Below are 17,920 nucleotides of genomic sequence, written 5' to 3'. Positions count from 1 at the left end.
CCCTGCCCGTACCGGAGGATGGCGGCGTGCCCACCACCCCGCGCCGCCGCGAGCGCATCCTGGCCGTCGTCAACCGCGACCCCATGCACGCGCCGCACAAGACGCGCACCGACGCCCTCGTAGCCGTGGGCGCCGGTGCGCTCTCCGCCGCCCTCGCCCTGTTCGCCGACGACGCCATGACGCCCGACGCGCTCGGCTGGTTCCTGCTGCTGGGCAGCGCCGCACCGCTCGTGTGGCGGCGGCGCAGCCCCGTCCTCGCGCTGCTCGCCATGATCCCGCTGCTGATGCTCTACCACGGCCTCGACAACGCCCACACCGCTCCGATGCCGCAGACCTGGATCGCGCTCTACACCGTGGCCGTGACCGGCCGCCCGCTGCGCACCCTGCTCACCGGCATCGGCGTCACGTCCGTGATGGTGACCGTGGTGCTCACCATCGACGCCCACCAGGGGCTGGAACTGCTGCGCATCTCCGGGTGGGTGTTCGCCGTGCTGTTCTGCGGTGTAGACGTGCGCATCTACCGCCAGTACGTCGCCTCGGTGCTGGAGCGCGCCGAGCGCGCGGAACGGACCCGGGAGGAGGAGGCCCGGCGGCGGGTCGCCGAGGAACGGCTGCGGATCGCCCGCGACCTGCACGACCTGCTGGCCCACAGCATCACCCTCATCGGGGTGCAGACCTCGGTCGCCTCGCACATCCTGACCGTCGACCCCGAACGGCTCGACCGGCAGGCCATCGCCGCGTCGCTGGACGACATCGCGGACACCTGCCGCGAAGCCAGGGCGGAGCTCCGCACCACCCTCCAGGTGCTGCGCCACACCGGGCAGGGCGGCCGGAACGACACGGACGGCCCGCTGCCCGACCTGGCCGCCCTGCCCGGTCTCGTGCGGGCCGCGGAGGCGGCCGGGGCCCGGGTCGACCTCAGGGTGCGCGCGCCGGACGGCCGCCTCGCCCCGGCGACCGGAGCGGCCGCGTACCGCATCGTGCAGGAGTCCCTGACGAACGCGGTACGGCACGCGGGCCCCGGCGTCCGCGTCGTCGTCGCCGTCGAGCCGGCCGGCCCGGCCGCCCTGCGCGTCACGGTCAAGGACGACGGAACCGGCCCGGCGGAGGACGGCTCCGCCCCCGGCTTCGGCATCGTGGGGATGCGGGAACGGGCCCGCAGCACCGGCGGCACCCTGGACGCCGGACCCCGCCCGGGCGGCGGCTTCGAGGTCTCGGCGCTCCTGCCTTTCCAGAGCCCGGACGAGGAGCAGACCCGGGCCCCGGCCCCCGTACCGGCTCCGGCGCCCCTGCCCGCAGCGCCCGCAGCGCCCGGACACGGGGCCCGGGCCCGGCACCAGGAACCGGAACAGCAACAGCGAGCGGAACAGCAACGGGAACAGCAACAGCAACGGGAACAGCGACCGGAACCGGAGACCGCCTCATGATCCGCGTGCTGCTCGCCGACGACCAGACGCTCGTACGGGCGGCCTTCGCCATGCTCGTCGGCTCCGACCCGGAGATGGAGGTCGTCGGCGAGGCCGGCACCGGTCTCGAAGCCGTCGCCCTCGCCCGCACCGCCCGCGCGGACGTCGTCGTGATGGACGTCCGGATGCCGGAACTCGACGGCATCGAGGCGACCCGCAGGATCGCCGCCGACGAGGACCTGGCCGGAGTGAAGGTCCTGGTCCTGACCACGTACGACACCGACGACCACATCGTCGACGCGCTGCGCGCCGGAGCCTCCGGGTTCCTGGTCAAGGACACCAGGCCCGCCGAGCTGCTCGCCGCGATCCGGACCGTGGCCGCGGGCGACTCGCTGCTCTCGCCCGGTCCGACCGCCCGGCTGATCGCCCGGGTCCTCAGCGCACCGCAGCCCCCGGCCCGCGCCGGAACCGGCGGCCCCGGAATGCTGTCCGACCGGGAACGCCAGGTCCTCGCCCTCGTCGCACGCGGCCTGAACAACACCGGGATCGCCGGGACCCTCGGCCTCAGCCCGCTCACCGCCAAGACCCACGTCAGCCGGATCATGGGCAAGCTGGGCGCCCGCGACCGGGCCCAGCTGGTGATCGCCGCGTACGAATCCGGGCTCGTCGTGCCCTCGGGCAGCGGGGCGGACGGGAACTGACCGGACCGGGTTCCGGCGGGCGGGACCGCCGGCCCGCCCGCGTACCGGACAATGGAGCCATGAGCTTGTTCCGGGACGACGGCGTGGTGCTCCGCACGCAGAAGCTGGGCGAGGCCGACCGGATCATCACGATCCTGACCCGCGGCCACGGCCGGGTACGGGCCGTGGCGCGCGGCGTGCGGCGCACGAAGTCGAAGTTCGGGGCCCGGCTGGAGCCGTTCTCCCATGTGGACGTGCAGTTCTTCGCCCGCGGCAGCGAGCTGATCGGGCGCGGGCTGCCGCTCTGCACCCAGAGCGAGACCATCGCGCCGTACGGCGGCAGCATCGTCACCGACTACGGGCGCTACACCGCCGGCACCGCGATGCTGGAGACCGCCGAACGCTTCACCGACCACGAGGGCGAACCCGCGGTCCAGCAGTACCTGCTGCTGGTGGGCGGCCTGCGCACCCTGGCCCGCGGCGAGCACGAGCCGAACCTCATCCTCGACGCCTTCCTGCTGCGCTCCCTCGCGGTCAACGGCTACGCCCCCAGCTTCATCGACTGCGCCCGGTGCGGAATGCCCGGTCCGAACCGTTTCTTCTCCGTCGCGGCGGGCGGCGTCATCTGCGGCGACTGCCGGGTGCCCGGCAGCGTCGTACCCTCGACCGAAGCCGTCACCCTGCTGAGCGCACTGCTCTCCGGCGACTGGGAGACGGCGGACGCGTGCGAGGCGCGTCACGTCAGGGAGGGGAGCGGGCTGGTGTCCGCCTATCTGCACTGGCATCTGGAGCGCGGGCTGCGTTCGCTGCGGTATGTGGAAAAGTGACACAGGGAGACTGAAGAGCTCATGGCAGTACGCGGAATCCTCGGCGGCCGTAACCGGCGCGACTACAAGACCCCCGAGCCGCACCCCTCCGGTGCCGTGCCCCCGAAGATCCCCGGTGAACTCGTGCCCAAGCACGTCGCCGTGGTGATGGACGGCAACGGCCGCTGGGCCAAGGAACGCGGTCTGCCGCGCACCGAGGGCCACAAGGTCGGCGAGGGCGTCGTCATGGACGTGCTCAAGGGCTGCATCGAGATGGGGGTCAAGAACCTCTCGCTGTACGCCTTCTCCACCGAGAACTGGAAGCGGTCCCCGGAGGAGGTGAAGTTCCTCATGAACTTCAACCGGGACGTCATCCGCCGCCGCCGCGACGAGATGGACGAACTCGGCATCCGGATCCGCTGGGTCGGCCGCATGCCGAAGCTGTGGAAGTCCGTCGTCCAGGAACTCCAGGTCGCCCAGGAGCAGACCAAGGACAACGACAGGATGACGCTGTACTTCTGCGTCAACTACGGCGGCCGGGCCGAGATCGCGGACGCCGCGCAGCGCATCGCGCAGGACGTCGCGGCGGGGAAGCTCGACCCGTCGAAGGTCAACGAGAAGACCTTCGCGAAGTACATCTACTACCCGGACATGCCGGACGTCGACCTCTTCGTCCGTCCCAGCGGCGAACAGCGCACGTCCAACTACCTGATCTGGCAGAGCGCGTACGCCGAGATGGTCTTCCAGGACGTCCTGTGGCCGGACTTCGACCGCCGCGACCTGTGGCGCGCCTGCCTGGAATTCGCCCAGCGCGACCGCCGCTTCGGCGGTGCGGTGGAGGCGGCCCAGGAGGCGGAGCCCACGGCCTGAACCGTCGCCGGTACGATCACGGCTCTTCACACCTCAGGGGGAGCCATGAGCGAGCAGCGGGAAGCCGTGCACAGCGCGGTCGAGCTGAGATACCGCCCGGTGCTGCGCGACTACTCGGCAGCGCTCCGCGCCCGCAACCGGGTCAGTGCGGCCGGCCGGAGGCAGCGGATCCTGGGGATGGCCACGACGGGCTGTGCCGTCGTGGCCCTCTCGCTGTCCCTGGCGAGAGACCCCGACGTGCCGCTGCCGATCCTGCTGGGGCTCCTGTTCTGCGGTCCGGCGCTGCTCCTGAGCCCGTGGCTGATGGCGCGCCAGCTGTTCCGGTTCGTGGGACGGCAGGGCGAGTTCCGCGTGCGGGTCGACGAGTCCGGCGTCGGGGTCGACACGGACAGCACCAGCGCGGTCGTCCGGTGGCAGGCACAGCCGCGGTACGCGGAGACGGCGGACCTCTTCGTGCTGTTCAGCGACGACAAGGACGCCACCGGCCTGACGGTGATAGCCAAGCGCGGCGTGCGGGACGGCTCCGATGTGGACCGCCTGCGCGGGATCTTCGACCGGCACCTGACCAAGGTCTGACAGCCGGAGCCCCCGGCCTCTCCCCGCGGCCGCGTCGGGCGGGGGCCGGCGACCCCCGGGACTCACGCCTCGGCGGTCGTCGTGCGGGGGCCGGCGGACCCGGGACTCACCCTTCGGCGGTCGTCGTGCGGGGGCCGGCGGACCCGGGACTCACCCTTCGGCCGTCGCGCACTCCGCGCACGTACCGAAGACCTCGACCGTGTGCGCCACGTTCACGAAGCCGTGCTGCGCCGCGATGGTCTCGGCCCACTGCTCCACCGCCGGGCCCTCGACCTCGACGGCCTTGCCGCACATCCGGCACACCAGGTGGTGGTGGTGGTCGCCGGTCGAGCACCGGCGGTAGACGGACTCGCCCTCGGTGGTGCGCAGCACGTCGACCTCGCCGGCGTCCGCGAGGGACTGCAGGGTGCGGTAGACCGTGGTCAGCCCGACCGAGTCGCCCCGGTGCTTGAGCACGTCGTGCAGCTCCTGGGCGCTGCGGAACTCGTCCACCTCGTCGAGCGCCGCCGCCACCGCTGCCCGCTGCCGGGTCGACCGGCCGCGCACCGGTGCGGCGTTCGTTCCACTGATCGGCGCCGTCGCCACAGGAGCCTCCTCGTGTCGCCCGTACGTACGTCGGGCCATTGTGCCAGTCCCCACCGGCGGCGGGGTCAGACCGATCTCGCGGGTGCGTCGTCCGCGGCCCGGCGGGCGGCCGGTACCTCCAGGGTGCACCGCTCGTCCGCCGTCGCGCGGCGACGGGTACGGATCCGGGCCAGCGGGGCGGCGAGCAGCGTCAGGGCGATGAACACCCCGATGGCCAGCAGCACGATCGTCGCGCCGGGCGGGACGTCCTGGTAGTACGAGGTGATGGTGCCGGCCAGCGTCACCGCGACCCCGACGGCGACGGAGAGCACGAACGTCACCTTGAACGACCGCGTGATCTGCTGCGCGGCGGCGACCGGGACCACCATCAGGGCGCTGACCAGCAGCAGCCCGACGACCCGCATCGCGACGGTGACGGTCACCGCGGCGGTGACCGCGATCAGCAGGTTCAGTACGCGCACGGGCAGCCCGGTGACCCGGGCGAACTCCTCGTCCTGGCTGACGGCGAACAGCTGCCGTCGCAGCCCCACCGTCACCAGCAGCACGAACGCGGCCAGCAGGGCGATGGCGGTGATGTCCTCGGAGGAGACGGTGGACAGCGAGCCGAAGAGGTACGAGGTGAGGTTGGCGTTCGAGCCGGTGTCGGAGAGGTTGATCAGCAGGACACCGCCCGCCATACCGCCGTAGAACAGCATCGCGAGCGCGATGTCGCCCCGGGTGCGTCCGTACCAGCGGATCAGTTCCATGGTGACCGCGCCGGCGACGGCGACGGCCGTGGCCATCCAGACCGGGCTGGTGGAGAGCAGGAAGCCGAGGCCGACGCCGGTCATCGCGATGTGGCCGATGCCGTCGCCCATCAGGGCCTGCCGGCGCTGCACCAGGTAGATGCCCACGGCGGGGGCGATGACGCCGACCAGCACGGCGGCGATCAGGGCCCGCTGCATGAAGGGAGGGGTGAGGAAGTCCATGATCAGCTCAGCAGTCCCGTCCGGACGGGCTCGGAGGCCGCGTGGGGGTGTACGTGGTCGTGGCCGGGCAGGGCGTGCTGCCCGACGGCCTTCGGGGGCGGCCCGTCGTGCATCACGCAGCCGTCGCGGAGCACGACCGCCCGGTCGATCAGGGGCTCCAGCGGACCCAGTTCGTGCAGGACGAGCAGCACGGTGGTGCCCGCCGCGACCTGCTCCCGCAGGGTCTGCGCGAGGATCTCCTGGCTGGCCAGGTCGACGCCGGCCATCGGCTCGTCCATGATCAGCAGCTCGGGCTCGGCGGCGAGCGCGCGGGCGATCAGCACGCGCTGGTGCTGGCCGCCGGACAGGGCGTCCACCGAGTCCTTGGCGCGGTCGGCGAGACCGACGAGCGCGATGGCGCGGTCGACGGCGGCCCGGTCCGCCTTGCGGGGCAGACCCAGCTTGGTGCGCGACAGCCGCCCGGAGGAGACGACCTCGCGGATCGTGGCGGGAACCCCGCCGGCGGCCGTGGTGCGCTGAGGCACGTAACCGACCCGGGCCCAGTCGCGGAAGCGGCGCAGGGGGGTGCCGAAGAGCTCGACGGCGCCGCTGGTGAGCGGGACCTGGCCGATGACCGAGCGCACGGCGGTCGACTTGCCCGACCCGTTGGCGCCGAGCAGGGCGACGACCTCGCCGCGGTGCACGCGGAGATCGATGCCGCGCAGCACGGGGCGCGCGCCGAGGGTGGCCGTGGCGTCGCGCACGACGATGACGGGGTCGGGTGGGGTGTGCTGGGGCTCGGGCATGAGCGCCTCCGGTGCTGCCGCGCGGTGGTGGCCGGTCGGGTCGACCGGTCCGGTGGGGTCGGCGGGGGTTCTCACTTCGCGCCGAGTGCCTTCTGCAGCGCGGCGAGGTTGGACTCCATGACCTCGATGTAGTCATCGCCCTTGGACGTGCCGGTGATTCCCTCCAGCGGGTCCAGGACGTCGGTCTTCAGGCCGGTGTCCCGGGCGACGGTCTTCGCCGTCTTGTCGCTGGCGAGCGTCTCGAAGAAGACGGTGGTGACCTTCTCCTTCTGCGCGATCGCGTGCAGGGCGCTGATCCGGGCGGGACTGGGCTCGGCCTCGGGGTCGATGCCGGCGATGCCCTCCTGGGTGAGGCCGTAGCGCTCGGCCAGGTAGCCGAAGGCGGAGTGGGTGGTGATGAACGTCTTGGTCGCGGTGTTCTTCAGCCCGTTCTCGTACGCGGTGTCGAGCGCGCCGAGCTTGGTGACCAGGGCGTCGGTGTTCTTGCGGTAGTCCGCGGCGTGGTCCGGGTCGGTCTTCTCGAGCGACTTCCCCACGCCCTTGGCGACCTCGGCGTACTTCACGGGGTCCAGCCAGATGTGCGGGTCGGCGCCGGCCTCCTCGCCCTCGTGCTCGTGGGCGTGCTCCTCGCCGCCGACCTCGGCGCCGTGGTCCTCCAGCGAGGTGAGCTTCGCGGCGTCGACGGTGTTCTCGGCCCCGGAGAGCTTGATCGCGTCGTCGACGGCGGGCTGGAGGCCCTTGAGATAGAGGATGTAGTCGGCGTCGCTGAGACCGCCGACCTCCCGGGGGCTGAGCTCCAGGTCGTGCGGCTCCACGCCCGGCTTGGTCAGCGTGGAGACGGAGACGTGGTTCTTGCCGATCTGCTCGGCCAGGAACTGCATCGGGTAGAACGACGCCACCACGTTCAGCTTGCCACCGCCCTTGTGGTCGGCGGCGTCGGAGGCGGAGCAGGCGGAGAGGGCGGTGAGGCCGAGGACGACTGCTCCGGCGACGGCGGTCGTGGGTATGAGGCGGCGTACGTTCATGACAGTCATTTTCAACAAAAGTGGAAACGATTGTCAACAAGGCGGATGAGATGCCCCCGGAGGCGACTGTGCCGACACCGATTTGATCGAAGGGGCGTGCCCGCCGGTAATCTGAGGCATCCGCGCACCCGTCTCCCGACACCACCCCCCACTGAGGCGCTTCGCGTCAGCCCTGTCCAGTTCCGTCGTCGTAATGAAGAGAGCACCGTGGCCGCCGACAAGATCGACACCATCGTCAGCCTGAGCAAGCGCCGTGGCTTCGTCTACCCCTGCAGTGAGATCTACGGTGGTCAGCGTGCCGCCTGGGACTACGGGCCGCTGGGTGTCGAGCTCAAGGAGAACCTGAAGCGTCAGTGGTGGCGCTACATGGTCACCTCGCGCGAGGACGTGGTCGGTCTCGACTCGTCGGTCATCCTGGCCCCCGAGGTGTGGGTGGCCTCCGGCCACGTCGCCACGTTCTCCGACCCGCTGACCGAGTGCACCTCCTGCCACAAGCGCTACCGCGCGGACCACCTGGAGGAGGCGTACGAGGAGAAGCACGGCAAGCCGCCGGTCAACGGCCTCGCCGACCTCAACTGCCCCAACTGCGGCAACAAGGGCACCTTCACCGAGCCCAAGCAGTTCTCCGGCCTGCTCTCCACGCACCTCGGCCCGACCCAGGACTCCGGCTCGGTCGCCTACCTGCGCCCCGAGACCGCCCAGGGCATCTTCACCAACTTCGGCCAGGTGCAGCAGACCTCGCGCAAGAAGCCGCCGTTCGGCATCGCGCAGATGGGCAAGTCCTTCCGGAACGAGATCACTCCGGGCAACTTCATCTTCCGTACGCGCGAGTTCGAGCAGATGGAGATGGAGTTCTTCGTCAAGCCGGGCGAGGACGAGCAGTGGCAGGAGTACTGGATGGAGCAGCGCTGGAACTGGTACACCGGTCTCGGCATGCGCGAGGAGAACATGCGGTGGTTCGAGCACCCCGCGGAGAAGCTCTCCCACTACTCCAAGCGCACCGCTGACATCGAGTACCGCTTCCGCTTCGGCGGCAGCGAGTGGGGCGAGCTGGAGGGCGTCGCCAACCGCACGGACTACGACCTCAAGGCGCACTCCAAGGCGTCCGGCACGGACCTGCAGTTCTACGACCAGGAGGCCGGCGAGCGCTGGACCCCCTACGTCATCGAGCCCGCGGCCGGTGTCGGCCGGGCGATGCTCGCCTTCCTCCTGGACGCCTACGTCGAGGACGAGGCGCCCAACGCCAAGGGCGTCATGGAGAAGCGCACCGTGATGCGTCTCGACCCGCGCCTGGCGCCGGTCAAGGTCGCGGTCCTGCCCCTGTCCCGCAACCCGCAGCTCTCGCCGAAGGCCAAGGGCCTGGCCGCCGACCTGCGGCAGAACTGGAACATCGAGTTCGACGACGCCGGCGCCATCGGCCGCCGCTACCGTCGCCAGGACGAGATCGGCACGCCGTTCTGCGTCACCGTCGACTTCGACACCCTCGACGACAACGCGGTGACCGTGCGCGAGCGCGACACCATGAAGCAGGAGCGCGTCTCCCTGGACCAGATCCAGGCGTACCTCGGCGCCCGCCTGATCGGCTGCTGACACCTCGCACCCGCTGGACCCGCGGCAGCCCGCTGGGCCCGCTCGTCGAAGCCCCCGGTTCCCCTTACGGAGCCGGGGGCTTCGTGCACACTGGTCACCCCCGCTCTCAGGAGGCTCGGATGCCGTCCATGACCACGAGCAAGGTCAGCAGATGGGACCAGCACGGCCGTGAACACGTCGTCCACGTGCGGAAGTCGGGGGTGCGGCGGCAGCTGAGCTGCGCCACCTGCGACTGGTGCAGGGCGGTGCAGTTCCTGCCCTGGCTCAAGGCCGAGGAACACCTCGCCGAGGCCCACCAGGCAACGGTCGACCCGACGGCGGCGTAAGGACGGCCGGCGTGGCAGGGGCGCCGGCCGCGCCCGCCGTGGTCGGGGTGTTCGTCGCGCGCCCGCCGCGCCCGCCGTGGTCGGGTGGCCGCCGCTCCCACCGCGGTCAGGGCGCCCGCCGCGTGCGCCGTGGCCGGGGCGGCTCCCGCGTCCACCGTGGCCGGGGTGGCCGACACCGGCCCGCCGCGGCTCGGGTCCGCGCTCAGGAGCGCAGGCCGCGCAGCAGGAGGTCCGTGACGGCGGTGAACTCGGCGCCGATGGCGGGCTTCTGCCATTCCGCGGCGTACGCCGGGTCGTGAAAACGCGCTGTCGCGTCGAAGACGGCCTGCGCGGCGGCCGCGGGGTCCTCCGCGGTGAACTGCTCCTCGCGCACCCCTTCTTCGATGATCTCCCGCAGCTGGCCGACCAGTTCGGTGATGTGGTCCTCGACGACGGTGCTCTCGCCCATCAGCACCTCGTACGTGGCGAACAGTTCGGGATCGTCGCCCGCCTTGTGCCGCTTGGCCTCGAACAGCGTCTCCAGCCACGACCGCAGCTTCGCCGGAGCGGGCTGGGCGGAGGCGTGCAGGATCTCGGTGAGCGCGCTTTCCGTACGCGTCAGCCAGCGGCCGGTGACGGCCTCGCGCAGGGCGGCCTTGGTGCGGAAATGGCGGTAGACGCTGCCGTGGCTGACGCCGAGCGCACGGGCCACGTCGACCACGGTCGCCTTCGCGGGCCCGTAGCGGCGCAGCACGTCCTCGGTGGCTTCGAGGATGCGCTCGGGAGTCAGCGGGTCGGACGGCGGCGTCATGGTGGCGGGCTGCCTTTCGGGGCGTGGTGCGGGCGAGGGGCGGAAGCGGGGCGGGCCGCACCCCGCTGACCGTACCCGGAGCTCAGCGCTCGCTGTCCAGGTGGGCCATCTGGCTGTCCGGGTAGCGGGCGCCTGCGGCCGCGTCGGCCGGGACGGCCTCCTCGATCGCCGCGAGGTCGGCCGCGTCCAGCCGCACGTCCAGGGAGCCGAGGGCCTCGGTGAGCCGGTCGCGGCGACGGGCGCCCACCAGCGGCACGATGTCCTCGCCCTGGGCGAGGACCCAGGCGATGGCGGTCTGCGCGACGGTGACGCCCTTCTGCTCGGCGATCTTGCGCAGTGCGTCGACCAGGTCGAGGTTGCGCTCGAGGTTGCCCTCCTGGAAGCGCGGGCTCATGGACCGGAAGTCACCCGGGGCGAGCTCGCGGTCGCGGGAGAAGTGGCCGCTGATCAGGCCGCGGGAGAGCACGCCGTAGGCCGTGACGCCGATGCCCAGCTCGCGGCAGGCGGGCAGGATCTCCGCCTCGATGGAGCGGGAGATCAGCGAGTACTCGATCTGCAGATCGGAGACGGGGGCCACGGATGCGGCGCGCCGGATGGTGTCCGCGCCGACTTCGGAGAGCCCGATGTGGCGGACATGGCCGGCCTCGACGAGCTCCGCGATGGCGCCGACCGTCTCCTCGATCGGGACGTCGGGATCGATGCGGGCGATCCGGTAGACGTCGATGTGGTCCGTGCCCAGCCGCTGCAGTGAGTACGCCGCGAAGTTCTTGACGGCTGCCGGACGTCCGTCATATCCGGTGAAGGCGCCTTCCACGGTCCGCAGGGCGCCGAACTTCACACTGGTCAGGGCCTGTTCACGAGCGGCGGAGGGGGCGGTCCGCAGGGCCTCGTTGATCAGCAGCTCGTTGTGGCCCATGCCGTAGAAGTCGCCGGTGTCCAGCAGGGTGATGCCGGCGTCGAGGGCGGCATGGATGGTGGCGATCGATTCGGCGCGGTCGGTCTCGCCGTACAGGGCAGACATGCCCATGCAGCCGAGGCCCAGCGCGGACACCTGCGGGCCGGTGGAGCCCAGGGCGCGGGCGGGGAGGGCGGAGGGGGCGTTCATGAGGACTCCCGGTGGGTGGAGGTGGAGCAACGGCTCGGAAGAACGCACGGGAGCCGGACGGGCCCACAGGACCCGGACGGACTCGCGCGACGTGAAGAAGGAGAGCGCGGGACGCGGATGGATGCCGTGCCGTGCCGCACCTCAACCTTGGCATACGCGATGACAGATTTCAATATCTGTCATCCCATGTTCCCTCGGGAGAGGGATCGGCGTGCAGGAAATCCGGTGCCCGGGCCGTTCGGGGCGCGGTACCGTTCCCTCATGTATTCGTTCTTCCAGATCTACGAGTGAGAGCGCGGCGGGTCCGACCACCCGCCGCCCACCGGACCGATCCAAGGTCTTCTCAGACCTCACTTTCACCCCGAATGGGAGAACCCCGTGGCCAAGAGCCGTAACAACCTTCTCGGCGTCGGCGGACAGCGCAAGAAGCTGTCCCGCGCCGAGCAGCAGGGCGCCGGCCCCGAGCGCGACGCCAACCGGAAGACGGCCGCCGAGCAGAAGGCGGAGCTGCTGCGCAAGATGCGCGAGCGCACCGCCGGGACCGAGGGCGAGCCGACGGACGCAGCCGCCACCGCCGGGCAGGACGCCCCGGAGCAGGACGCGCCCGCTCAGAGCTGACCCGCCTCCTCGCGGAGGACGAGCGGAGAGCCGGTACGCACCACCCGTACGACCGTGGGCCCGGAACACCTCGGATGCTTGAGGTGTTCCGGGCCCACGCCCGTATCGCAGCTGCCTGAGGTGTGTCCGGCCCGCGCCGTATCGCGCCCGGCCCTCACGCCACCGCGCGCGGCAGCCGCAGGCTCAGCAGGGTCGTCAGCGCGACCGCCGCCAGTTGGACCAGCAGGGTCACGATCAGCGCGTCCCGCATGCCCGATCCCGGCGCGAGGGCCAGGAACAGCGAGCCGAGCGTCGCCACGCCCAGCGCCAGCGCCGCCTGCTGGGTCGTCGTCATCACGCCGCCGCCCACCCCGGCCCGCTCCGGCGGCACATCGGACAGGACGATGCGGAACAGGACGGGCAGCTGAAGGCCCTGCCCGAGCCCGGCGATCGCCATCCCCGGCAGCAGTCCGAGCAGCCCCAGACCCGACCAGCCCTGCCACACGGTGAGCGCGAGCACGACGACACCGGCCGCCTGGATCAGTCCGCCGGCGGTCACCACGCGGCTGCCGTAGCGGCGCACCAGCCGCGGCCCGGCCAGCGAGGCCGCGAAGAAGGCCACCGCCATCGGGGCCATCGACAGCCCCGACTCCGCCGGACCCAGCCGCAGCCCCTGCTGGAGCGCCACCGCGATGACGAACATGAAACCGCCGAAGCCGATCGAGAAGGGCACCACCAGCGCCAGCCCGCGCCGCAGCGAGTCGAGCCGCAGCAGGCTCGGCGGGACCAGGGGGACCAGGCCGCGCCCGTCCGCCCGCCGCTCCACCCGGTAGAACGCGACCGCGGCGAAGGGGAACAGCGCCAGCGAGACCCAGGTCCACAGCGGCCAGCCCGCCGCCCGCCCCTCGGTGAGCGGGGCCAGCAGCGTCACCAGCGACGCGGCGAGCAGCAGGGTGCCCGGTACGTCCACGGGCGCCGGCCGCTCCGAACGGGTCTCCGGCACCGTGCGCGCCGCCAGGAAGAGCCCGACGGCAGCCACCGGAACGTTGACCAGGAAAACCGAGCGCCAGCCCGCGCTCTCGCCGAACACCGACGACAGCGGCGCGGCGGCGACCAGCACCCCGCCCAGGATCTGCCCGGCGACCATGGACAGCCCGGCCGTCGCCCCGTACAGGCTCATCGCCCGGGCCCGCCGGTGGCCCGAGGTGGCCGCCTGGATGGTGGCGAGGACCTGCGGCAGCATCAGCGCCGCCGACGCGCCCTGGGCCACCCGCGCCCCGACCAGCGTCCAGGCGTTCGGCGCCAGTCCGCAGGCCAGCGAGGTCAGCCCGAACGCGGCGATGCCCAGCAGGAAGAGGCGGCGCCGGCCGGCCATGTCCCCGAGGCGGCCACCGAGGACGAGCAGGACGGCGTACGCGAGCCCGTAACCCGCGACGACCAGTTCCAGCAGCGCGGGACCCGCGGCCAGGTCGTGGTCGATCGTGGGCAGGGCGACGTTGACGATGAAGAAGTCGATCAGGGGGAGGGCCGCACCCAGCAGAACGGTGAACAGTCCCAGCGAGCCGAGCACCGGCGCCGGATGGTCGCGCCGCACCACGGGGGCGTATGTCTTCTGGCGTACAGAGGATTCACTCACGGCATCGACGATCGCGCTTCTCGGAGCCTGGTACCAGAGTGTCTTTATCCTGGTACAAGCAGCACCTGGCACGGCCGCGGCACGGCCCGCACCCTGGAGGCATGACGACGATGGTGACGGCAGCGCGCAGGGACCCTGTTCCGCAGACCCCGCAGGCGCCCGGGGCGGGCTCCTCCGCTCCGTCCGGGACCGAGGTCCGGCGGCACGAACTCGCGGACTTCCTGCGCAGCCGACGCGAACGGATCACGCCCGAACAGGTGGGGCTGGTCCGGGGCCGTCGCAGGCGCACCCCCGGGCTGCGCCGCGAGGAGGTCGCCCAGCTCTCCGCCGTCGGCGTCACCTGGTACACCTGGCTCGAACAGGCCCGCGACATCCAGGTCTCGCCCCAGGTCCTCGACGCGCTCGCCCGCGCCCTGCTGCTGGACCGCAGTGAGCGCACCCATCTGTTCTCGCTCGCGGGGGCGGTGGACCCGGCGCCCGGCACGGAGTGCCCGAGCGTCACCCCGGCGCTGAGCACGATGCTGCGGCAGCTGGAGCCGATCCCCGCCTGCGTGCAGAACAGCCGGTACGACGTCCTTGCCCACAACCGCACCTACGGCCGGCTGCTGTGCGACATGGACGCCGTCGCGCCCGAGGACCGCAACATCATGCTGCTCGCCTACACGAACGAGGAGTGGCGCTCCTCGGTCATGGACATCGCCGAGGTGACGCGGCTCCTGACCGCCAAGTTCCGGGCCGCGATGGCGGAACACCTCGCCGAGCCGGCGTGGAAGGCGCTGCTGGAACGGCTGGAGGCGGCCTCGCCGGAATTCCGGGACATCTGGGCGCGGCACGAGGTCGTGGGAACCGGCGGCCGGTCCAAGATCTTCCGCAACGCCCACGTCGGGCTGCTCCGGGTGGAGACCACCGACCTCTGGCTCGGCCCCTCGGCCGGACCGAGGCTCGTGACATACGCACCACGCGACGAGGAGACCCGCGAGCGGCTGGAGCGGCTTCAGGCCCTCGTTCTCGCGGAGGCCGAGGACTGACCCGCAGCGCCGCCAGGACCGGCGGAATTCGCAGAGCCCCCGGGACCCCCGGAACTCGCAGAGCCCTCAGAGCCCTCAGAGCCCGCAGGTCCTGTGGAGCCCCCAGGACCCGCACCACCCGCAGGATCCGCGGGAGGGCCCGCTTCCGTCCCCGGGACCGCCCGCGCGGACTCCTCCAGCCGTTCCGCGGTCCGGCGGGCGGTCTCCCGGGCCCAGCGCCCGCTGCTCACCGTCCCCACCACCAGGACGCTCACCCCGCAGCCGGTGATGATCCACCAGGCGGCCCGGCTCGCCGCGACGAAGTCGCCCGCCGAGCCGTCGCCGTACGAGGAACCGGCACCGGCCACCCCCGCCGCGAGGACCGCTCCGATCACCGCGACGCCCAGGGTCTGGCCGATCTGGCGGCTGGTCGAGGCGACCGCCGCGGCCACTCCGGCCTGGGCGCGCGGCATCCCGGAGACGGCGGTGTTGGTGAGGGGCGCGTTCACCGCGCCGAAGCCCACACCGAACACCACATAGGCGGTGAACAGCGACGCCGTGCCGGTCTCCGCGTCGAACGCCGCGAACATCAACCCGCTCGCCGCCAGCGCGGTTCCCGCGACCAGCAGCGGGATGCGCGGCCCACGACTGGCGACGAGCCGGCCCGAGAGCGGGGACAGGACGCAGACCACGGCCGCCATCGGCAGCATGCGGAGACCGGCGCCCAGCGCGCTGAGCCCCCGTACGTCCTGCAGATAGAGGGTGTTGAGGAACAGGAACCCGCCGAGCGCGGCGAAGGCGCTGACCGCGATGACCGTCGCCCCGCTGAAGGGGGCGCTGCGGAAGAAGCGCAGATCGATCAGCGGGTCGGTGCGCCGGGGCTCGTACACCAGCAGGCCGGTCAGCGAGGCCGCCGCGAGCGCGGCGAAGAGCGGGATCTCCGTCGAGGTCCAGCCCTTCTGGGGCGCCTCGATGATCGCGTACGTCAGGGAGCCCAGCAGTGTGATCACCAGGAGCTGCCCCACAGGATCGGGGCGGCGCGCCTTCGGGGCGCGGGACTCGGAGACGTACCGCCAGGTCAGCAGCAGGGCGACGATGCCGATCGGCAGGTTGACCCAGAAGATCGACCGCCAGCCGACCGAATCGACCAGGAGGCCGCCGACCACCGGTCCCGCCGCCATGGAGATGCCGACGACAGCGCCCCAGACGCCGATCGCGCGGGCGCGTTCGCGGGGATCGGTGAAGGTGTTGGTGATGATCGACATCGCCACCGGGTTGAGCATGCAGCCGCCGACGGCCTGCACCATCCGGAACGCGATGAGCGCCTCCAGGCTGGGCGCGAGTGAGCAGAGCGCCGAGCCCACGGTGAACAGGACGAGGCCGGCCATGAAGACCTTGCGGCGGCCGATCCGGTCGGCGGTGGAACCGGCGAGCATCAGTAGGGAGGCGAGGACGAGGGTGTACGCGTCGATCGTCCACTGCATCCCCGCGACGCTCGCGTCCAGGTCATGCCGCATGGCGGGCAGGGCAACGTTGAGGACGGTGTTGTCGAGGCTGACGATCAGAAGGCTCATGCAGCAGATCGCCAGCACGAGCATCCGTCGCCGGTGGCTGAGCTCGGGCATGCATGGATAGTACGGCTAACTAACGACTTTCGCTTCCCCCTCGCCGCCCGCGTTCATGCCCGCCTCGCCGGAGCCCCGGCCGCCCCGTCGCGGGCGCCCCGGCTGTCTCCCTCGCCGGCGCCCCGGCCGCCCCGCCCGGAGTCCCGGCCGCTCCGTTGCGGGAGCCCAGGCCGGCCCCTCGCGGGCGCCCCGGCCGCTCCCCTCGCCGGAGCCCCGGCCGTCTCCGCCGCCGGAGCAGTTCCCGGCGTACGCGACAATGGGGGAATGACCACGCTCGCCCCCTCCCCCCAGCTGCTCCGCATCGGCCCGCACACCGTGCAGCCGCCGGTGGTCCTGGCCCCCATGGCCGGCATCACCAACGCGCCCTTCCGCACCCTGTGCCGGGAGTTCTCGGGCGGCAAGGGGCTGTTCGTCAGCGAGATGATCACGACACGGGCCCTGGTCGAGCGCAACGAGAAGACCATGCAGCTCATCCGCTTCGACGCGACCGAGACCCCGCGCTCGATCCAGCTCTACGGAGTGGACCCGGTCACGGTCGGCAAGGCCGTCCGCATGATCGTCGACGAGAACCTCGCCGACCACATCGACCTGAACTTCGGGTGCCCGGTCCCCAAGGTCACCCGCAAGGGCGGTGGCTCCGCGCTCCCGTACAAGAGGCCGCTGCTGCGCGCGATCCTCAGCCAGGCCGTGTCGAACGCGGGCGACCTGCCCGTCACCATCAAGATGCGCAAGGGCATCGACGACGACCACATCACCTATCTCGACGCGGGACGGATCGCCGTCGAGGAGGGCGTCACGGCCGTCGCCCTGCACGGCAGGACGGCCGCCCAGCACTACGGCGGCACCGCCGACTGGGACGCCATCGCCCGGCTCAAGGAGCACGTCCCCGAGATCCCGGTCCTCGGCAACGGGGACATCTGGTGCGCGGACGACGCCCTGCGGATGATGCGCGAGACCGGCTGCGACGGCGTGGTCGTGGGCCGCGGCTGCCTGGGCCGGCCCTGGCTCTTCGGCGACCTGGTGAGCGCGTTCGAGGGTACGGAGACGAGGCAGGCGCCCACGCTGCGCACCGTCGCCGACGTCATGCTGCGGCACGCGACGCTGCTGGGGGAGTGGATCGGCGACGAGACCCGCGGCGTGATCGACTTCCGCAAGCACGTGGCCTGGTACCTGAAGGGCTTCGCGGTCGGCTCCGAGATGCGCAAGAAGCTGGCGATCACCTCGTCGCTGGAGGAACTCGGGTCCCAGCTGCACGAGCTGGAGCTGGACCAGCCGTGGCCGGACGGGGCGGACGGCCCGCGCGGCCGCACATCGGGCAACAACCGGGTGGTCCTCCCGGACGGCTGGCTGAAGGACCCGTACGACTGCTCGGGCGTCAGCGAGGACGCGGAACTGGACACCTCCGGAGGGTGAGGCCCGCCTCGGGGCGGAAGGCGTGCCGGAGGGGTGATGGGGGCACCGGGTGCCCCCATCACCCCTCTGCTCATTTGAGCGCTGAATGTGGCCTGAATCGGCGAGATGCGGCGCGATCCCGCGGGTTCCA

General features: G+C 71.9%; 18 protein-coding genes. 10 read left to right on the top strand and 8 right to left on the bottom strand.

Features of this window, described 5'->3' with window-relative positions; translation table 11 throughout:
* The first annotated feature begins 83 nt into the window (after positions 1 to 83).
* Genes E6R60_RS04920 through E6R60_RS04900 form a run of 5 tightly spaced genes read left to right on the top strand, consistent with a single transcriptional unit; the run spans position 84 to position 4,338 of the window.
* The gene (locus E6R60_RS04920) at positions 84 to 1,427 is read left to right on the top strand and encodes a histidine kinase (protein WP_240802418.1); all 1,344 of its coding nucleotides are present in this window, start codon (positions 84 to 86) and stop codon (positions 1,425 to 1,427) included.
* Positions 1,424 to 2,107: a response regulator transcription factor gene (locus E6R60_RS04915; RefSeq protein ID WP_136325157.1), complete on the top strand. Its 684-nt coding sequence runs from the start codon at positions 1,424 to 1,426 to the stop codon at positions 2,105 to 2,107. Before E6R60_RS04920 ends, E6R60_RS04915 begins: the two co-directional genes overlap by 4 nt.
* Before the next feature lie 59 nt (positions 2,108 to 2,166).
* Positions 2,167 to 2,913, top strand: a complete 747-nt coding sequence (recO, locus tag E6R60_RS04910; protein WP_136325156.1) for a DNA repair protein RecO — start codon at positions 2,167 to 2,169, stop codon at positions 2,911 to 2,913.
* A gap of 21 nt (positions 2,914 to 2,934) precedes the next feature.
* Entirely contained in the window at positions 2,935 to 3,762 is an 828-nt protein-coding gene (locus E6R60_RS04905; RefSeq protein WP_136325155.1) for an isoprenyl transferase, read from the top strand.
* Positions 3,763 to 3,807: 45 nt separating this feature from the next.
* A complete protein-coding gene (locus tag E6R60_RS04900; RefSeq protein ID WP_136325154.1) occupies positions 3,808 to 4,338 on the top strand; it encodes a hypothetical protein in 531 nt (176 codons plus the stop codon).
* A gap of 150 nt (positions 4,339 to 4,488) precedes the next feature.
* On the opposite strand, the gene E6R60_RS04895 is transcribed toward E6R60_RS04900, so the two are convergent.
* The 4 genes from E6R60_RS04895 to E6R60_RS04880 form a co-directional block, all read right to left on the bottom strand.
* Complete coding sequence (locus tag E6R60_RS04895; RefSeq protein WP_136325153.1) at positions 4,489 to 4,923, bottom strand: Fur family transcriptional regulator; 435 nt, start codon at positions 4,921 to 4,923, stop codon at positions 4,489 to 4,491.
* 65 nt (positions 4,924 to 4,988) lie between these two features.
* On the bottom strand, positions 4,989 to 5,891 hold the full coding sequence (locus E6R60_RS04890; RefSeq protein WP_136325152.1) for a metal ABC transporter permease: 903 nt from the start codon (positions 5,889 to 5,891) through the stop codon (positions 4,989 to 4,991).
* A gap of 2 nt (positions 5,892 to 5,893) precedes the next feature.
* Positions 5,894 to 6,676, bottom strand: coding sequence for a metal ABC transporter ATP-binding protein (locus tag E6R60_RS04885; RefSeq protein WP_136325551.1), 783 nt, complete (start codon positions 6,674 to 6,676; stop codon positions 5,894 to 5,896).
* Between the two features lie 71 nt (positions 6,677 to 6,747).
* The gene (locus E6R60_RS04880; RefSeq protein ID WP_136325151.1) at positions 6,748 to 7,701 is read right to left on the bottom strand and encodes a metal ABC transporter substrate-binding protein; all 954 of its coding nucleotides are present in this window, start codon (positions 7,699 to 7,701) and stop codon (positions 6,748 to 6,750) included.
* A gap of 207 nt (positions 7,702 to 7,908) precedes the next feature.
* On the opposite strand from E6R60_RS04880, the gene E6R60_RS04875 reads away from it, so the two are divergent.
* On the top strand, positions 7,909 to 9,291 hold the full coding sequence (locus E6R60_RS04875; RefSeq protein ID WP_136325150.1) for a glycine--tRNA ligase: 1,383 nt from the start codon (positions 7,909 to 7,911) through the stop codon (positions 9,289 to 9,291).
* Positions 9,292 to 9,410: 119 nt separating this feature from the next.
* Positions 9,411 to 9,617 (top strand): hypothetical protein, encoded by a 207-nt coding sequence (locus E6R60_RS04870; protein ID WP_136325149.1) that lies wholly within the window; start codon positions 9,411 to 9,413, stop codon positions 9,615 to 9,617.
* Positions 9,618 to 9,819: 202 nt separating this feature from the next.
* Here E6R60_RS04870 and E6R60_RS04865 read toward each other — a convergent pair whose 3' ends face one another.
* Positions 9,820 to 10,407, bottom strand: coding sequence for a TetR family transcriptional regulator (locus tag E6R60_RS04865; RefSeq protein ID WP_136325148.1), 588 nt, complete (start codon positions 10,405 to 10,407; stop codon positions 9,820 to 9,822).
* Between the two features lie 82 nt (positions 10,408 to 10,489).
* Positions 10,490 to 11,512: an aldo/keto reductase gene (locus E6R60_RS04860; RefSeq protein ID WP_136325147.1), complete on the bottom strand. Its 1,023-nt coding sequence runs from the start codon at positions 11,510 to 11,512 to the stop codon at positions 10,490 to 10,492.
* Positions 11,513 to 11,890: 378 nt separating this feature from the next.
* Between E6R60_RS04860 and E6R60_RS04855 the strand changes: the two genes are divergently transcribed.
* Positions 11,891 to 12,130: a DUF6243 family protein gene (locus E6R60_RS04855; RefSeq protein ID WP_136325146.1), complete on the top strand. Its 240-nt coding sequence runs from the start codon at positions 11,891 to 11,893 to the stop codon at positions 12,128 to 12,130.
* 154 nt (positions 12,131 to 12,284) lie between these two features.
* On the opposite strand, the gene E6R60_RS04850 is transcribed toward E6R60_RS04855, so the two are convergent.
* Positions 12,285 to 13,706 (bottom strand): MFS transporter, encoded by a 1,422-nt coding sequence (locus E6R60_RS04850; RefSeq protein WP_136325550.1) that lies wholly within the window; start codon positions 13,704 to 13,706, stop codon positions 12,285 to 12,287.
* 149 nt (positions 13,707 to 13,855) lie between these two features.
* On the opposite strand from E6R60_RS04850, the gene E6R60_RS04845 reads away from it, so the two are divergent.
* The gene (locus tag E6R60_RS04845; RefSeq protein ID WP_136325549.1) at positions 13,856 to 14,773 is read left to right on the top strand and encodes a helix-turn-helix domain-containing protein; all 918 of its coding nucleotides are present in this window, start codon (positions 13,856 to 13,858) and stop codon (positions 14,771 to 14,773) included.
* On the opposite strand, the gene E6R60_RS04840 is transcribed toward E6R60_RS04845, so the two are convergent.
* Complete coding sequence (locus E6R60_RS04840; RefSeq protein ID WP_206309315.1) at positions 14,740 to 16,377, bottom strand: MFS transporter; 1,638 nt, start codon at positions 16,375 to 16,377, stop codon at positions 14,740 to 14,742. The genes E6R60_RS04845 and E6R60_RS04840 overlap by 34 nt on opposite strands.
* A 264-nt stretch (positions 16,378 to 16,641) precedes the next feature.
* Here E6R60_RS04840 and dusB point away from each other — a divergent pair, with 264 nt between their 5' ends.
* Positions 16,642 to 17,790, top strand: coding sequence for a tRNA dihydrouridine synthase DusB (gene dusB / locus E6R60_RS04835; RefSeq protein ID WP_136325145.1), 1,149 nt, complete (start codon positions 16,642 to 16,644; stop codon positions 17,788 to 17,790).
* The last annotated feature ends 130 nt before the right edge of the window (positions 17,791 to 17,920 follow it).

This window comes from Streptomyces sp. A0642, assembly GCF_004795105.1.
Taxonomy (GTDB): domain Bacteria; phylum Actinomycetota; class Actinomycetes; order Streptomycetales; family Streptomycetaceae; genus Streptomyces.
The sequence above is the reverse complement of the archived record's forward strand: the minus strand, read 5'-3'. Positions and strand labels throughout refer to the sequence as shown.

Excerpts from the sequence above, each read along its gene's own strand:
- E6R60_RS04845 (WP_136325549.1), top strand. The coding sequence starts at position 13,856 with ATGGTGACGGCAGCGCGCAGGGACCCTGTTCCGCAGACCCCGCAGGCG.
- E6R60_RS04840 (WP_206309315.1), bottom strand. The coding sequence starts at position 16,377 with ATGCCCGAGCTCAGCCACCGGCGACGGATGCTCGTGCTGGCGATCTGC.
- E6R60_RS04860 (WP_136325147.1), bottom strand. The coding sequence starts at position 11,512 with ATGAACGCCCCCTCCGCCCTCCCCGCCCGCGCCCTGGGCTCCACCGGC.
- E6R60_RS04900 (WP_136325154.1), top strand. The coding sequence starts at position 3,808 with ATGAGCGAGCAGCGGGAAGCCGTGCACAGCGCGGTCGAGCTGAGATAC.
- E6R60_RS04865 (WP_136325148.1), bottom strand. The coding sequence starts at position 10,407 with ATGACGCCGCCGTCCGACCCGCTGACTCCCGAGCGCATCCTCGAAGCC.
- E6R60_RS04890 (WP_136325152.1), bottom strand. The coding sequence starts at position 5,891 with ATGGACTTCCTCACCCCTCCCTTCATGCAGCGGGCCCTGATCGCCGCC.
- dusB (WP_136325145.1), top strand. The coding sequence starts at position 16,642 with ATGACCACGCTCGCCCCCTCCCCCCAGCTGCTCCGCATCGGCCCGCAC.
- E6R60_RS04920 (WP_240802418.1), top strand. The coding sequence starts at position 84 with ATGCACGCGCCGCACAAGACGCGCACCGACGCCCTCGTAGCCGTGGGC.
- E6R60_RS04915 (WP_136325157.1), top strand. The coding sequence starts at position 1,424 with ATGATCCGCGTGCTGCTCGCCGACGACCAGACGCTCGTACGGGCGGCC.
- E6R60_RS04870 (WP_136325149.1), top strand. The coding sequence starts at position 9,411 with ATGCCGTCCATGACCACGAGCAAGGTCAGCAGATGGGACCAGCACGGC.
- E6R60_RS04880 (WP_136325151.1), bottom strand. The coding sequence starts at position 7,701 with ATGAACGTACGCCGCCTCATACCCACGACCGCCGTCGCCGGAGCAGTC.
- E6R60_RS04905 (WP_136325155.1), top strand. The coding sequence starts at position 2,935 with ATGGCAGTACGCGGAATCCTCGGCGGCCGTAACCGGCGCGACTACAAG.
- E6R60_RS04885 (WP_136325551.1), bottom strand. The coding sequence starts at position 6,676 with ATGCCCGAGCCCCAGCACACCCCACCCGACCCCGTCATCGTCGTGCGC.
- recO (WP_136325156.1), top strand. The coding sequence starts at position 2,167 with ATGAGCTTGTTCCGGGACGACGGCGTGGTGCTCCGCACGCAGAAGCTG.